Raw genomic sequence first — 16,681 nt, 5'->3', positions numbered from 1 at the left:
TTATTCCTCACCATTAATTTTCTTGCCCAAGTACATGGATGTCAACATAGTGAAAACATAAGCCTGAACGCAAGAAATGAAAACAGAAAAGGCTGTCCATACTAAGTTTAATCCGAATGCTAGTGGATAGTAAAATACTGCTTGATGAGAAAGAGTGACCAGCAAACCAGACAAGACTTCCCCTGCAAATATATTTCCGTAAATCCGCAAGGCTAAAGAAGCAAAGTTGGTAAACTCTTCCAATATATTCATTGGCGTCATAAAGCCCGGTGTCACAAAAGCTTTTAAGTATTTTTTAAAGCCCCGACGACGAATGCCTTCCACATGACAAATCAAAGTAATTAAGAAAGACATGCTAAGGTCAAAAGCAATATTGGCTGTCGGTGATGTCCACAGGTTTTCACCGCTGGTCGTTTGCAATTTTGCCATGAGACCAAGGTTATTGGCTACTACCAAAAACAAGAAAAGTGAAAACAAAAACAAAGAATAATTCTTCATATATTTGCTTCCGATATTTCCCTTGGTAAAGTCAATCACAAAATCGTAGAGATATTCTAAGGCATTTTGTTTTCCCGACGGCTTGAGGGTCATCTTGCGGCTCGCCCAATAAACGAAGGCAAAAACCAAAAGAACAGCTAAAAGCGACATAGCAAGCAGAGTTAAATTAAAGGTCACAGGACCTAACTGAATGGTTGGATTTACACTTTCTTCCAACGAACTCCACCTCCTTTTCTAAGGATAACTTTCTTCTATCTGAGCAAGAATGACATTGCAAGGGTTATAAAGAAAGTCCCTTCAATAAAGGCAACACCCAAAATCATCAAAGTTCTTAATTGTCCAATAATCTCTGGCTGACGAGCGGCTGATTTGAAAAGATTACTCATAAGCATTCCTTCTGCAATCGAAACACCCATACAGGCCAAACAAAGTCCTAAAAATGTTAAATTCATGATGAATTCTCCTTTTGTGTTTTTAAAATTACTTCCTTAGTTTAGTCCTAAAAAACTGTTTTGTCAAATGTTTTTATACATTGTAAGCGATTTTAATTTATTACCCTTTTCTTCATTAAATATAGTAAATAAAAACCGCTATATTTCGCTATTTCTTTCTCTTTTTTTCCTGAAAGATGGCTTTTAAATAGGACAAAAGTGCTAAAACTGTTCTTCTTTTTTAATTCAATAATAACAAATCAACAACCGCTACTAAGTATCTTTAGTTAAATTAGCGATAGAATAAGCGAAAGCCCCTTAGATATTTTAGAATAAGAAAAGAATACTCCCCCAGCAAATGCCACAAAGATAGCCTACTAGCACATCCTTTGGATAGTGCACCCCACCAGTCACGCGCACTATGGCAAGTCCAGCTGAAAGCAAGAGGCAGATAAGCCCCGGCAACCAAAAAAAGCGGAGCAGACACATAGAAATCAAGGCTGCTGAGAAAACATGACGGCTGGGCATAGACTTACCTGATGTATCCTTGTCCAGTAAAGGCTGAATAGCCCATTTTTCGTAAGGACGAGGCTGATTTATCCTTTTTCGAATAGCTGATAACAGAGCAAATCCAATAGCTGGTAGGAGGAAAAAAGCAAGCAGTCCTTTCCACCCTTTATTTAGATAGGTACTAAGCAGGACTAGTCCATAGACTAAGGGCATGAAAAGTGTCATCGCCCGATTAAAACAAGCAAATCCCTTCACCCACTGAGGACGACTACGAAAGGGAGCCGTTAATTGTTGATAGAAGATTGTGTAGTCTTTCAAAACTTATCACCGTTTTTCAAATAAGTTAAGCTCATATGTTCTTTCTAATTTCGGTTTTAATTTTGGCAGTTTAAAATGAGAGCCCAGTTGAATACCAAAAGAGACTAAGCACAAAGTCTCAATCTCTTAATATTCATAATTGCCAAAGAGTACTACTTCTCTAAGTTCCAGATTTCCTTGGCATATTGCTCAATGGTATCATCTGAGGTGAACTTGTCAGATGTAGCGATATTGATCAAGCTCATGCGAGCCCATTTTTCTTTGTCACGATAGAGAGCATCAATCATCTCTTGAGCTTCTACATAGGCATGGAAATCTTCCAAGAGGAAGTATTCATCATTGTGGGTGATGAGGGCTTCGTAGATTTCAGAGCCTTCTTCACGAACGTTTGGAATCGTTCCATTGACAAAGGTGTCGACCACCCGACGAATGTCTGGATTGCTCTCATAGACACCGCGTGAGTAGTAATCATGGCGAGCATAGTGATTGTAAACTTGGTCCTTGTCCATCCCAAAGATGACAATGTTGTCATCACCGACCTCGTCCTTGATTTCGATATTGGCCCCGTCCAGAGTAGCTAGGGTAATGGCACCTGTCATCATGAACTTCATATTGGAAGTACCAGAAGCTTCCTTGGAAGCCAGAGAAATCTGCTCAGACACATCTGCTGCTGGAATGATGAGCTCAGCCAGGCTGACCCGGTAGTTTTCTAGGAAAACAACCTTGAGTTTGCCTTGCAGGCTTTCATCCTTGTTGACCAGATTGGCCACTTCATTGATCAGCTTGATAACAGACTTGGCAAAGTGGTAGCCCGGAGCAGCCTTGGCACCGAAAATAAAGACACGTGGCACCATATCCTTGTCAGGATTGTCCTTGAGGTCCCAGTAAAGCTTGATGATATGAAGCAGGTTGAGCAACTGACGCTTGTAGGCGTGGAGGCGTTTCACCTGGACATCAAAGATAGCATCTGTAGAGACTTCTACTCCTGTTGATTCCTTGATGAAGTCAGCCAGACGAGTCTTGGCTTCTTGCTTCACTCGGTAGAAATCACCCAGCACTTGCTGATTGTCCTTGAATTCCAAAAGCTTACGCAGCTCATGGATATCACTTCTCCAGCCCTTACCAATTAGCTTATCAATCTCAGCTGATAAAGGCTCATCCGCAATTTGCAACCAGCGACGCTGGATAATTCCGTTGGTTTTGTTATTGAACTTCTCTGGGTAAATGCTATAAAAATCACGCAAGGTGTCTTCTTTGAGCAGTTCTGTGTGAAGCTTAGCAACCCCGTTTACCGAATGGCCACCAATGATCGCCAAATGAGCCATGTGGATTTGATTGTCTTTGACGATCCGAGTATTTTCAATGATTTGCGGAGCAATCCCGCGACTAGCCATTTCTGTCACATAGCGGTTATCAATTTCCAAGATAATTTGATAGACCCGAGGCAGGACATTCTTAAAGAGTTCAGCATCCCATTTTTCCAAAGCTTCAGATAAAATAGTGTGGTTGGTATAACTCATGGTCTTAACCGTTGCATTCCAAGCATCTGCCCATTCAAGACCATATTCATCCATCAAAAGACGCATAAATTCAGCTGGTGCAACAGCTGGATGGGTATCGTTGATATGGACAGAAACCTTCTCATGAATATCTTTTAAAGGTAGGCCTTGCTTCAAATAAGAAGTGATAATAGTCTGCAAACCTGCACTGGTCATAAAGTATTCCTGAATCAAACGTAGTTCTTTACCTTCATGACTAGAATCATCTGGATAGAGAATAGCTGTAATGTCCTGTACACGGCGACGAGCTTCGATCGTCGGATAATCTAGCTCATATTCTTCTGGAATCTCAACATCCCAAAGCCGCAGATTATTGACATTATCATTGCCAAAACCAATCTGAGGTACATCATAAGGCACCGCACGCAAGGTTTTAGAATTCTCATAAACCGGTACAATTCTTCCTTCTTCGTTAGCACGGAGATAAACATTACCGAAAATTTTAACGTCTACAATATCATGATCCTTTCGAGTCTCCCAGACATTCCCCAGTCTTCCAAACCAGTCATCGGGAATTTCAATCTGGTATCCATCTACGATCCGCTGTTTGAAGAGACCATAGCGATAGCGAATCCCATTTCCAAAACCAGGATAGCCCGTTGTAGCAAGAGAATCCATAAAGGCAGCAGCCAAACGACCGAGACCACCATTTCCCAGAGCCATGTCATGCTCAGCATTTTTTACAGCTGTAAAATCCACGCCCATTTCTGCAAAAGCATCTTTGACAGTATCAAGGATCCCAAGATTGAGTAGGTTAGTTTCTAACATACGACCCGGTAAAAACTCAATAGAGAAGTAATAAGCTGTTTTTTGGCGGTGTTCTACCAACTTCTTACGGCGTTCCAACCATAGCGGAGTAATATACTTACGAACAGTATTAGCCAGAGCTTGGAAGAGTTCTCTCGGCGTTGCATCAGCTACTTTTATTAATTGTCTTTCATGTAAAATATCCTTAAAATCTCGGATAAATTGCTCTTTTGTCAGTTCCATTGTGGACGATAATCTCCCTTTCTTGATAGCAGGAAACAGTTTTTTAATGTAGAAATACTTTTTTCAATCAAGATGGGAAATACTCGCTTCAGCTACAAGCCAAAAACAAAGCTCCAAAACAGCATGATAATATATAAAAATGTAATTCTCACGGAAATCCTCCCTTGTCCCATGGTCAAGAGAGGATTTGCTTATACTGATTCCAAAGTAAATGTTATAGAAGTGATTGGTACAAACCACTATAGGCCAAACTGGCCGTGTCCCAAGAAAAATCTCTTTCCATGGCCTGTTCTTGCATGGATTTCCATGCCTCCTTATCGTGGGTATAGAGGTTAAGAGCTTCTTTAAAAGTCCAGCTCAACCAATAACCAGAAAAATTATTAAAGCTAAATCCAGTTCCTTGACCTGTATAAACATTATAAGGTTCTACTGTATCGCGTAGACCGCCAACTTCATGTACCAAAGGCAAGGTTCCATAACGCATAGCCATCATTTGAGATAGACCACAAGGTTCGAAGCGACTAGGCATTAGGAAAATATCACTGGCAGCATAAATCTCTTGGGCTAATCCCACATCAAAGAGAATGTTAGCCGAAAGCTTGTCTGGATAAGCTTGACCAAACCAAGCAAAGGCTTGTTCAAAAGCTGGATCACCTGTCCCCAAAAGGACAATTTGTACATCTTGCTGAAGAAAACTATGCAACTCTTCAACCACTAAGTCAAAACCTTTCTGCCGAGTCAGACGCGATACAATCCCAACAAGTGGAACATCGTCTCTAACAGGCAAGCCTACACGTTCCTGTAAAGCTCTCTTATTTTCTAGTTTACCAGATAAGTCAGATTTGTCAAAGTGATGGGCTAGCAATGGATCTGTTTCAGGATTGTAAATCTCTGTATCAATACCATTAACAATCCCCACTAGCTTACCAGATTCCATCCGCAGAATCTGATCCAAATTGCAACCAAATTCTGGAGTCCGAATTTCACCAGCATAGCTAGGAGATACAGTGGTCACTCTGTCTGCGTAGAGAATACCAGCCTTCATCCAGTTGAGGCAGTCATTCCAGCGAAGGGTTCCGTCTGCATAGCGCTCATAGCCTACTCCGAAGAGCTCCCAGAGCATACTGTCCGGGAATTGACCTTGGAATTCAAGATTATGGATGGTCAAGACGGTTTTAATGTTCCGATACGCTTGAATCCAATGATATTTTTCCTTAACCAAGAAAGGAATCATCGCAGTATGGTAATCGTGAACGTGAAGGACATCTGGGATGAAATCAATCCGCTCCATCAACTCAACTGCTGCTAGTTGGAAGTAGGCAAAGCGCTCACCATCATCAAAGTCTCCATAAACATGACCTCGGAAGAAATAATGCTGATTGTCAATGAAATAGAAGGAAACGCCATTCAAGACCAGGCGCTTCACCCCAACATACTGACGTCGCCAACCAACACTGACCTCAAAGTAGAAGAGATCCTCTACTTGATCGCCGAATTTAGCATCCGTCATATCATAATAAGGAAGAATAACACCAACTTGGTGACCATGTTTAACAAGTGATTTTGGGAGAGCGCCGATAACGTCTCCCAAACCACCTGTCTTAGAAAATGGTGCTCCTTCTGCTGCTACAAATAAAATCTTCATCGAATTATGTCCTCTGTTACTTTTTGACCTTTTTTAACAACAATTGGATTATCTTCTGTTCCTCGTATTACAACACCTTCTGCAACCTCAACGCCCTTGTCAAGAATGGCATATTCAACTGTTGCATTTGCACCAATTTCAGCCCGAGGAAATAGAATACTATTTTTCACTTGGCTACCAGCTTTGATATTTGTATTACGTGAGATCACTGAATTAGCAACTTCCCCCTCGACAATACTTCCAGACGCAAATTGGGCGCGAGACACTTTTGACGAAGGAGCATAATAGGTAGGTTCCTCATTCTTAACCTTGGTATATATTTTTTGATTTGGACTAAAGAGTGAATAGAATTTTTTGCTTTCTAACATATCGATGTTAGCCCTATAGTATGTTTCTACAGAGTAGATATTTGCCAAATAGCCAGTATATTCATAGGCAAATGCACCTTCTTCAACCGCCAAATCACGCAGAACATAGCGTAGTTTTTGAGGATGTTCTTTCTTAGCCTCTTCCTCCAACTTTTCAATTAACCATGGAGTATCCACTACAAAAATATCCGTAGACATGTTGAAGAGTTCTGCATCTTCCCGCTCATCAAAGAGTTTATGACCTCTGACGTGGTCCGTTTCGTCAATATCTAGGACAGCATTCACATCCGAAATATTTTCTTTATGCAGTTTCTTATAGACAACTGTAATCGGCTGTTCTGTTGTATTGTGCAAGTGGAAAACTTGATTGAGGTCAATATTGACCAAGATATCACAGTTAAGTGCAACCGTTTGATTGGAACCAGAACGTTTGAGATAGATCAAGAGCTGTTCATAGTATTCTTCACCAACTGTAGAACTTTCCACACGAGTATTGTAGATTCCCAAATAATAGTGACTTAAGAGAGTAGATAGCCCCCACTCACGACCTGAACGGATATGGTCAAATACTGAGCTGATATTATCCTGTTGGAAGATACCAAAGACGCTACGAATTCCTGCATTAGCCAGACTTGAAAGCGGGAAATCGATCAAGCGGTATTTCCCACCGAACGGAAGGCTGGCCACTGGACGATGATCTGTCAAAGTAGACATATCGTGGAACCCGACTGTATTTCCTAAAATCGCTGAATATTTATCAATCTTCATCTTTTGGTACCCCCACTTTCTCGTTGTATCCGACAACAAATACTTCCTCTGTGCCATCTATCTCTACACCTTCAGCAATGATGGCTCCTTCTCCGATAATAGCCCGCTTAATCTTAGCACCCTGACCAATAATAGCACCACTCATGATGACAGAGTCCTCAATAACAGCATCCTTTCTAACTTGAGCCCCAGTAGAAAGAATGGAGTGTTTAACAGTCCCATCAACTAAGCAACCATCAACAACCAGAGAATCTTCTACTTTGGCATTTTCACTGAGGAAGTTTGGCGGAGAAATCAAGTTACGAGAATAAATCTTCCAGCGACGGTTACGGCTATCCAAAGCATTTTCTGGATTGATATATTCCATATTAGCCTCCCAGAGAGACTCAACCGTACCAACGTCTTTCCAATAGCCTTCAAAATCATAAGCATAAACACTTTCGCCAGATTCTAAGTAGTTAGGGATAACATTTTTACCGAAATCGGACATATCTACATTGCTCTTTTCAGCTGCCACCAGCATATTGCGCAGGCGTTGCCAATCAAAGATATAAATCCCCATAGAAGCCTTAGTTGACTTAGGATTTTCTGGTTTTTCCTCAAATTCAACAATCCGATTATTAGCATCTGTATTCATGATACCAAAACGGCTGGCTTCTTTTAGTGGCACATCCAAAACGGCAACTGTCAAGCTGGCATTATTGTCCTTGTGAGACTGGAGCATATCATCATAATCCATCTTGTAGATATGGTCTCCAGATAAGATCAAGACATATTCTGGATTGATGCTGTCAATGTAATCAATATTTTGGAATATTGCATGACTAGTTCCTTCAAACCAGCGATTTCCTTCACTAGCAGAATAAGGCTGAAGAATGGACACCCCTGTATTAATGCCATCTAATCCCCAGCTGGACCCATTTCCAATATGGCTATTCAAAGCCAACGGCTGGTATTGAGTAATGACACCGACATTGTGAATGCCGGAATTAGCACAGTTAGACAGGGCAAAGTCAATAATACGATATCGTCCACCAAACTGTACTGCAGGTTTTGCAATACTCTGTGTAAGCTTTCCAAGACGTGTTCCTTGCCCACCGGCAAGAATCAAAGCTAGCATTTCATTCTTCATAGACTACTCCTTGCTAAGGTTCGAGTGCATTAAACATCAAAAACAGGAAATGTGTTGACGGAACGGTACTCCAAGGAAGACTTATACCTTACAGCATCCGAACTTATGGCTCATTTCATTTCGCAAATTGCGTATTTTTCTCCGATATTTTAATACAAGTTCAATTACAACAAATGGGATAACCCTATTTTTTATTTCTAGTCGACTTTGATTTAATACGACGCTTAATCTTCCAGATGCTGGCTCCAAGAGCTGGCAGTGTGAAGGTCAAGGTCTGCGGATAATCCTTCCAAAGTCCTTCTTGAGACTGAACTGTTTCGTTATGTTCCTTCCAAACACCTCCCCATTCTTCTAATTCAGTGTTCCATACTTCTTCATAAATGGCTTCCACTGGAACACCAATGGTAAAGTTCTTCCGCTCTACCGGCGCCATATTGAATACACAAACTAACATATCTCCTTTTTCAGTCTTACGAATAAAGGAGAGGACACTTTGATCAACATTATCTGCATCTATGATTTCGATGCCATCATAGCTCAGATCAATCTCCCAAAGCGGACGATTGTCTTTATAGAAGGCATTGAGTGCAGCAGTAAAGCCCTGCATCTTCTTGTTCATCTGATCGTCCAGATTAGACCACTCAAGTTGCTCTTCTGACTTCCATTCTAAGAACTGACCAAATTCTGATCCCATAAAGAGCAATTTCTTGCCCGGATGGCAGATTTGGTAGGTCAGCAAGTTGCGGAGCCCTGCAAATTGATTATAACGGTCGCCCCACATCTTGTGCATGAGACTCTTCTTGCCGTGAACCACTTCATCATGTGAGAACGGCAGTAGGAAGTTTTCAGAGAATACGTACATAAAGCTAAAGGTTACCAGATTAAAATCGTACTTACGATAAATCGGATCTTCTTCGTAGAAACGAAGGATATCATTCATCCAGCCCATATTCCACTTGTAGTCAAAACCTAGGCCACCCAGCTCTCTCATACCCGTAATCTTGGTGCCTGAGGAACTTTCCTCAGCAATCATCATGACATCAGGATGGGCTAACTTGATAACCGTATTGAGGCGTTGCAGGAAGTAATACCCTTCATAATTGCGATTGCCTCCATCTTTGTTTGGTTGCCAAGGTCCGCTATCATAGTCCAGATAGAGCATATTGCTGACAGCATCAACCCGAATCCCGTCCAGATGATAGAAATCAATCCAGAATTTAATGCTGGAAATCAAGAAAGACTGAACTTGATTCTTGCCCAAATCAAAGTTGAGAGCACCCCAACCATAATTATGGGCCCGGTCGTGGTCCTGATACTCGAAAGTTGGTGTCCCATCATAGTAGGCCAATGCATCATCATTAATAGTGAAGTGACCTGGCACCCAGTCCACAATGACCCCAATATTGTTCAAGTGACACTCTTCGACGAAATCTTGAAATTCCTCAGGTGTACCATAGGTATGTTCAAAGGCGAAATAGCCCATAAGCTGATAACCCCAGCTAAGTCCTAGCGGGTGAGCCATAAGTGGCATGAATTCTACATGCGTATAGTTCATTTCCACCAGATAAGGAATCAAGTCTTCTTTTAACTGGGCAAAGCTATAAGGACTGCCATCTTCATTACGCTTCCATGAGCCAGCATGCACTTCATAGATATTGACAGGTCGTGAGAAGAAACCCCAGCGTTTCCGACGGGCTAGCCAGAGACCATCCTTCCATTTCTTTTCAGGAATCGTACGGATAACAGCTCCAGTTCCAGGTCGCTCTTCCAAATATACAGCCAGTGGATCAATTTTCAAAATTTCTTGACCACTGCTACGTTTGACATTGTACTTGTAAATATCCCCTTCCTTGGGTAGGTCTGTAAATACCTCCCATACACCTGCTTCATTACGTGCCATAGGAATTTGATTTTCATACCAATTAGTGAAATCACCAATCAAATGAACACTCTGAGCATTGGGAGCCCAAACACGGAAAGAGTAGCCAACCTTACCATCTACTTCTTCCTGATGTGCTCCTAGATAGTGTTGCAAATGAAAGTTTTCACCAGTTGTAAAGGTTCTTAATGCTTCGTTTTTGTCCATGCAATCACCTCTTTGTAAGCGTTTTCTATGTTTCTATTTTATCTTAATTTCGACATTTTTTCAAGTAAATTTCATAAATATTGGCAATTTTTTCCAAAAACCGAACGATTGACCTCTCTCCGTTTTCTTATATACCAATTTCCTGTTGATTCATTTTCATCCATATATAAGTCGCTATTTTGACGAACGAAATTTAAAGAAAGAACCATTTTGAAAATGGTTCTAAAAAAGAGCGGTTTCCCGCTCTATAAAATTAATTAATCAAAGTCCAGATATTCTTTTTCAAGCTTCAAGACTTCTTCCAACGTTGCACATTCTGTCAATGCACGTTGAGCCAATTCTTCCATCTTCTTAGTATCTAACTTCTTCATGAGGCTACGAGTCCGAAGAACAGATGTCGCACTCATAGAGAACTCATCCAAGCCCATACCAACAAGCAATGGTACAGCTGTTTGATCACCAGCCATTTCTCCACACATACCTGCCCACTTACCTTCAGCATGAGCTGCCTTGATAACATTGTTAATCAAGCGAAGGATAGATGGGTTATAAGGTTGGTAGAGGTAAGAGACTTGCTCATTCATCCGGTCCGCTGCCATAGTGTACTGGATCAAGTCATTGGTACCGATAGAGAAGAAGTCTACTTCCTTAGCAAATTGATCCGCTAACATAGCTGCTGCTGGGATTTCAATCATGATCCCCACTTGGATATTGTCTGCTACTGCAACGCCTTCAGCTTGCAGCTTAGCTTTTTCTTCATCATAAACCGCTTTAGCTTTACGGAATTCTGTCAGAAGAGCTACCATTGGGAACATGATGCGCAATTGTCCATGTACAGAAGCACGCAAGAGAGCGCGAATTTGTGTACGGAACATTGCATTACCAGTTTCAGAAATAGAGATACGCAAAGCACGGAAGCCAAGGAATGGGTTCATTTCATGTGGCATATCGAAGTAAGGGAGTTCCTTATCTCCACCAATATCCATCGTACGAACAACTACTGGTTTTCCATTCATTCCTTCAAGAACAGCTTTGTATGCTTCATACTGCTCATCTTCTGTTGGGAAATCTTGAGAATCCATATAGAGGAACTCAGTACGGTAAAGACCGACAGCTTCTGCACCATTTGCATTTACACCTTCAACGTCTTTTGGTGTACCAATGTTAGCTGCCAACTCGAAGTGTTTGCCATCTGCAGTTACAGTTTCGGCATCCTTAAGCAATTCCCATTCAGCCTTTTGTTTTGCATAAGCTTCACCAGCTGCTTTGAAATCTGAAATTTGATCTTCAGTTGGGTTGATAATCACTTCACCAGTGATACCATTCGCTGCAATGATATCCCCGTCTTTTACCAATTCTGTAATATTATTAGTACCGAGAACTGCTGCAATTTCAAGCGTACGAGCCATAATTGCTGAGTGACTAGTCCGTCCACCGATATTTGTTACAAAAGCCTTAACAAAATTTTTATCAAGCTGTGCTGTATCAGATGGAGTCAAGTCATGTGCAATGACAACCACTTCCTCATTAATAGAAGCTGGGTTTGGCAATTTTTTACCCAAAAGGTTTGCAAGAACACGTTTTGTAACGTCACGGATATCCGCTGCACGTTCCTGCATGTACGGATTGTCTTCCATACCTTCAAAAATTGTGATAAACATATCCGTTACTTCTTTAAGACCCGCTTCAGCGTTCACTTTTTTCGTACGGATTGTTTCTTTAATCTGACCAACCATTTCAGGGTCAGAGAGCACCATTAAGTGAGCATCAAATACTTGGGCTGCTTCTTCACCAAGGCTACCTACTGCCTTCTCGCGGATAACAGAAAGCTCGTTCTGTGAAGCTTCAAGAGCTGCATCCAAACGAGCCTCTTCTGCATTCGTATCTTCGACTGAAACAGTCTCAAATGACAAATCCGGTTGGACTAATAGATATGCCTTAGCAACAGCAACACCATCAGATGCCGCAATTCCTTTAAGCATTTCTGTCATATTATGCCAATCCTTCTTTTTCCATTGTTTCTGCAATAGCTGCAAGTGCGTCGTCAGCATCTGCACCTTCAGCAGAGATAACTACGTCTGCACCTTGACCAACACCAAGGCTCATTACGCCCATGATTGATTTCAAGTTTACTGATTTACCTTTGTATTCAAGAGTGATATCTGAAGCAAATTTACTTGCAGTTTGAACCAACAAAGTTGCTGGACGAGCGTGAATACCTGTTTCTGCCACAATGTGGAAATCTTTAGAAGCCATAATTAGACTCTCCTTTAAATAATTCTTTTTTAGGATATTTTGATAACCCTTACAATTTCTGATTATATCATTTTTTGAAATCTTTTTCAAGAATCAGTATCAGTTTTTTCAAATTTCAACAGCATTTTTCAATCTAAAATCTTATCAGACACCTTATTTTATAAGTTCTATCTAGCTATGTCTCCAGATAACTTTTTATTTGAGAATTGTTAACTCTATTTTCAAAAAAATTAGAAAAGAATTTTACCACCTATGTAAAAACCTTGATTTATCAATCTTCAAGACACTTTCTCTCTTTTTACCTTCACTGCAAAACACCATATCTTGTATTCTATACTGTGTTATAATAAAACATAACACAATATTTAGTCTAATCCATTGACAAGATTTTTTCTTTGAGATATACTAAGAAAGAATTAAATTTTAATAAACAGGAGTTCCTTTTATGGTAACGATTTACTCAAAAAATAATTGTGTTCAATGCAAAATGACCAAACGATTCTTGGATACAAATCATGTGGAATATAGAGAAATTAATCTTGACGAACAGCCAGAATATATCGAGCACGTCAAAAGCCTAGGCTTCAATGCTGCTCCAGTTATTCAAACAGCAACTGATGCTTTCTCTGGTTTCCAACCAAATAAATTAAAACAACTGTCATAAGAATAGCAAGACAAAAAAGAAGGGGAGCTTCTATAGTATATAGGAGCACTTTCTTTTGTAGAAAAGAATTATAAAGGAAACGATTATGGGTTTAAAACACTTAGAAGACGTTACATACTTCCGTCTTAACAATGAGATTAACCGTCCTGTCAACGGTCAAATCATGCTTCATAAAGACCAAGAAGCCTTAGAAGCTTTCTTTAAAGAAAATGTAGAACCGAACACCAAACAATTTTCTTCGATTACAGAAAAGATTAAATATTTAATAGAAGAAAACTATCTAGAAAAAGAATTTATCCAGCTTTATTCTCCTGAGTACATCGAAGAGCTGGCTGCTTTTATCCATGCACAAGATTTCAAGTTTAAATCTTTCATGGCGGCCTACAAATTCTACAACCAGTATGCACTAAAGACAAATGATGGTGAATACTATCTGGAAGGCATGGAAGAGCGTGTTCTCTTCAACGCCCTCTACTTTGCCAATGGAGATGAAGCCATTGCTAAGGATATTGCCAATGAAATCATCCACCAACGCTATCAACCAGCTACACCAAGCTTCCTTAATGCAGGTCGAGCTCGTCGCGGTGAATTGGTATCTTGCTTCCTCATCCAAGTAACAGATGATATGAACTCAATCGGCCGCTCCATCAACTCTGCCCTGCAATTGTCTCGTATCGGAGGCGGAGTCGGTATTTCCCTCAGCAATCTACGGGAAGCTGGAGCACCAATTAAGGGTTATGAAGGAGCTGCGTCTGGGGTTGTGCCTGTTATGAAACTCTTTGAAGACAGCTTCTCCTACTCTAACCAGCTGGGACAACGCCAAGGAGCTGGAGTTGTTTACCTCAACGTCTTCCACCCAGATATCATCGCTTTCCTTTCAACTAAAAAAGAAAATGCTGATGAAAAAGTTCGGGTTAAAACCCTCTCACTCGGTGTTGTCATTCCAGATAAATTCTACGAATTAGCTCGCAAAAATGAAGAAATGTACCTCTTCAGCCCATATTCTGTTGAACGCGAGTACGGAGTGCCATTTGCCTACCTTGACATCACTGAAAAATATGATGAGTTGGTCGCTAATCCAAATATCACTAAAACCAAGATCAAGGCTCGTGATTTGGAAACAGAAATTTCTAAACTCCAACAAGAATCTGGCTATCCTTATGTCGTAAACATCGATACGGCTAATCGTTCAAATCCAATTGACGGTAAAATCATCATGAGTAACCTTTGCTCTGAAATCCTGCAAGTGCAAGAACCTAGTCTTTTGAATGATGCACAAGAGTATCTCCACTTGGGAACAGATGTATCATGTAACTTAGGTTCTACCAACGTTGTCAACATGATGACTTCTCCTGACTTTGGAAAATCCATCCGAACTATGACTCGCGCTCTTACTTTCGTTACTGATAGTTCACACATTACAGCTGTGCCTTCTATTGATCACGGAAATAGCCTAGCTCATACTTTTGGTTTAGGTGCCATGGGGCTACACAGTTATTTAGCTCAGCAGTTGATCGATTACGGATCAGCGGAAGCTGTAGAGTTCACCAGCATCTACTTCATGCTCATGAACTACTGGACCTTGGTTGAGTCTAGCAATATCGCTCGCGAGCGTGGCGTGACTTTCCACAACTTTGAAAAATCTGACTATGCTAACGGAACTTACTTTGACAAGTACCTGACAGGTGAATTTGTACCTAAGTCTGACCGTGTCAAAGAACTCTTCGCAGGAATCTTTATCCCGTCTGCAGAGGATTGGGCAGAGTTGCGCGACAAGGTCAAGGCTGATGGTCTCTACCACCAAAACCGCCTAGCTGTTGCACCAAATGGCTCTATCAGCTACATCAATGACGTTTCTGCTTCAATTCATCCAATTACTCAACGGATCGAAGAACGTCAGGAAAAGAAAATCGGTAAGATCTACTATCCTGCCGCTGGTCTGTCAACTGAGACTATCCCATACTACACCAGCGCTTATGACATGGACATGCGCAAGGTTATTGATGTTTACGCAGCTGCAACCGAGCATGTGGACCAAGGTCTTTCTCTGACTCTCTTTATGCGCAGTGATATTCCTAAAGGTCTCTATGAGTGGAAAAAAGAAAGCAAGCAGACAACCCGCGATCTTTCTATCCTGCGTAACTACGCCTTCAACAAGGGTATCAAATCCATCTACTACGTCCGCACCTTCACTGACGATGGCGGCGAAGTAGGTGCCAACCAATGTGAAAGCTGTGTGATCTAATTCTTCTAGGAATCAGTCAGCTCGTTTTTACTTACTGACTTGATTACCATCATCAGCTAGCAACTCAAAAGTCGGTTCGCCGACTTTTTGTTCGATCCCCTTATAAAATTGTGATAAAATAATAATGATTCTTTATCACATCACAACACATAGAAAGAGATTTCAAATGGAAACTTACTACAAAGCCATTAACTGGAACGCTATTGAAGATGTTATTGATAAGTCCACCTGGGAAAAACTGACCGAGCAATTCTGGCTGGATACACGTATTCCCCTATCCAATGACTTGGATGACTGGAGAAAGCTGTCTCACAAGGAAAAAGACTTGGTCGGCAAGGTCTTCGGTGGTCTGACCCTGCTGGATACCCTCCAATCTGAGTCTGGTGTAGATGCCCTGCGTAAGGACGTCCGTACAGCCCACGAAGAAGCTGTCTTCAACAACATTCAATTTATGGAGTCCGTTCACGCCAAGTCTTACTCTTCTATCTTTTCTACGCTTAACACCAAGTCAGAAATCGATGAAATCTTTGCTTGGACCAATACAAACCCATACTTGCAAAAGAAAGCTGAAATCATCAATGAGATATACTTAAATGGTACAGCTTTAGAAAAGAAAGTAGCCAGCGTTTTCTTGGAAACCTTCCTCTTCTACTCTGGTTTCTTCACTCCTCTATACTATTTGGGTAATAATAAACTGGCTAACGTCGCTGAGATTATCAAGCTAATCATCCGTGACGAATCTGTCCACGGAACCTACATCGGCTACAAGTTCCAGCTAGGTTTTAACGAATTACCAGAAGACGAGCAAGAAAAACTCAAAGAATGGATGTACGATCTGCTCTACACCCTCTATGAAAATGAAGAAGGCTATACTGAAACACTCTATGACGGTGTTGGCTGGACAGAGGAAGTCAAGACCTTCCTACGCTACAATGCCAACAAGGCCTTGATGAACCTAGGCCAAGATCCTCTCTTCCCAGATACCGCTGATGATGTAAACCCTATCGTTATGAACGGTATCTCAACTGGTACTTCCAACCATGACTTCTTCTCCCAAGTTGGTAACGGCTACCTACTTGGTGAAGTGGAAGCTATGCAAGACGAAGACTATGATTACGGTTTATAAAAACAAATCCCATTCCAAATTTTGGAATGGGATTTTTATCTACTGTTTTGAATAACAAATCTTGAAAAGGACATTCAATAGTATT

13 protein-coding genes are annotated in these 16,681 nt (G+C 41.0%); 3 read left to right on the top strand and 10 right to left on the bottom strand.

From position 1 onward, the window contains the following. From atpB to HMPREF0847_RS00695, 10 genes are all read right to left on the bottom strand, one after another. Entirely contained in the window at positions 1–714 is a 714-nt protein-coding gene (gene atpB / locus HMPREF0847_RS00740) for a F0F1 ATP synthase subunit A (RefSeq protein WP_008809482.1), read from the bottom strand. Between the two features lie 35 nt (positions 715–749). Beyond that, positions 750–950 (bottom strand): F0F1 ATP synthase subunit C, encoded by a 201-nt coding sequence (locus HMPREF0847_RS00735; protein WP_008809483.1) that lies wholly within the window; start codon positions 948–950, stop codon positions 750–752. Positions 951–1,256: 306 nt separating this feature from the next. Continuing rightward, positions 1,257–1,757 carry a phosphatase PAP2 family protein gene (locus HMPREF0847_RS00730; RefSeq protein WP_008809484.1) on the bottom strand — a complete coding sequence of 167 codons (501 nt, stop codon included), beginning with the start codon at positions 1,755–1,757 and terminating at the stop codon, positions 1,257–1,259. A gap of 152 nt (positions 1,758–1,909) precedes the next feature. Beyond that, positions 1,910–4,306 (bottom strand): glycogen/starch/alpha-glucan phosphorylase, encoded by a 2,397-nt coding sequence (locus HMPREF0847_RS00725; RefSeq protein WP_008809485.1) that lies wholly within the window; start codon positions 4,304–4,306, stop codon positions 1,910–1,912. A gap of 214 nt (positions 4,307–4,520) precedes the next feature. Then, positions 4,521–5,951 (bottom strand): glycogen synthase GlgA, encoded by a 1,431-nt coding sequence (glgA, locus tag HMPREF0847_RS00720; RefSeq protein ID WP_008809486.1) that lies wholly within the window; start codon positions 5,949–5,951, stop codon positions 4,521–4,523. Beyond that, positions 5,948–7,087 (bottom strand): glucose-1-phosphate adenylyltransferase subunit GlgD, encoded by a 1,140-nt coding sequence (glgD, locus tag HMPREF0847_RS00715; RefSeq protein ID WP_008809487.1) that lies wholly within the window; start codon positions 7,085–7,087, stop codon positions 5,948–5,950. Before glgD ends, glgA begins: the two co-directional genes overlap by 4 nt. Then, positions 7,077–8,219 carry a glucose-1-phosphate adenylyltransferase gene (locus HMPREF0847_RS00710; protein WP_008809488.1) on the bottom strand — a complete coding sequence of 381 codons (1,143 nt, stop codon included), beginning with the start codon at positions 8,217–8,219 and terminating at the stop codon, positions 7,077–7,079. The genes glgD and HMPREF0847_RS00710 overlap by 11 nt, the downstream gene beginning before the upstream one ends. Positions 8,220–8,403: 184 nt before the next feature. Next, complete coding sequence (glgB, locus tag HMPREF0847_RS00705; protein ID WP_008809489.1) at positions 8,404–10,305, bottom strand: 1,4-alpha-glucan branching protein GlgB; 1,902 nt, start codon at positions 10,303–10,305, stop codon at positions 8,404–8,406. A gap of 257 nt (positions 10,306–10,562) precedes the next feature. Next, positions 10,563–12,296: a phosphoenolpyruvate--protein phosphotransferase gene (ptsP, locus tag HMPREF0847_RS00700; RefSeq protein WP_008809490.1), complete on the bottom strand. Its 1,734-nt coding sequence runs from the start codon at positions 12,294–12,296 to the stop codon at positions 10,563–10,565. Between the two features lies 1 nt (position 12,297). Next, positions 12,298–12,561: a phosphocarrier protein HPr gene (locus HMPREF0847_RS00695; RefSeq protein WP_006596636.1), complete on the bottom strand. Its 264-nt coding sequence runs from the start codon at positions 12,559–12,561 to the stop codon at positions 12,298–12,300. A gap of 445 nt (positions 12,562–13,006) precedes the next feature. Here HMPREF0847_RS00695 and nrdH point away from each other — a divergent pair, with 445 nt between their 5' ends. The 3 genes from nrdH to nrdF all read left to right on the top strand — a co-directional run bounded on the left by nrdH (position 13,007) and on the right by nrdF (position 16,596). Further along, a complete protein-coding gene (nrdH, locus tag HMPREF0847_RS00690; RefSeq protein ID WP_008809491.1) occupies positions 13,007–13,225 on the top strand; it encodes a glutaredoxin-like protein NrdH in 219 nt (72 codons plus the stop codon). A gap of 85 nt (positions 13,226–13,310) precedes the next feature. Then, the gene (gene nrdE, locus HMPREF0847_RS00685) at positions 13,311–15,470 is read left to right on the top strand and encodes a class 1b ribonucleoside-diphosphate reductase subunit alpha (RefSeq protein WP_008809492.1); all 2,160 of its coding nucleotides are present in this window, start codon (positions 13,311–13,313) and stop codon (positions 15,468–15,470) included. A gap of 166 nt (positions 15,471–15,636) precedes the next feature. Continuing rightward, the gene (gene nrdF / locus HMPREF0847_RS00680; protein ID WP_008809493.1) at positions 15,637–16,596 is read left to right on the top strand and encodes a class 1b ribonucleoside-diphosphate reductase subunit beta; all 960 of its coding nucleotides are present in this window, start codon (positions 15,637–15,639) and stop codon (positions 16,594–16,596) included. The last annotated feature ends 85 nt before the right edge of the window (positions 16,597–16,681 follow it).

It is taken from the genome of Streptococcus sp. 2_1_36FAA, from assembly GCF_000161955.2.
GTDB lineage: Bacteria > Bacillota > Bacilli > Lactobacillales > Streptococcaceae > Streptococcus > Streptococcus gordonii.
The sequence above is the reverse complement of the archived record's forward strand: the minus strand, read 5'-3'. Positions and strand labels throughout refer to the sequence as shown.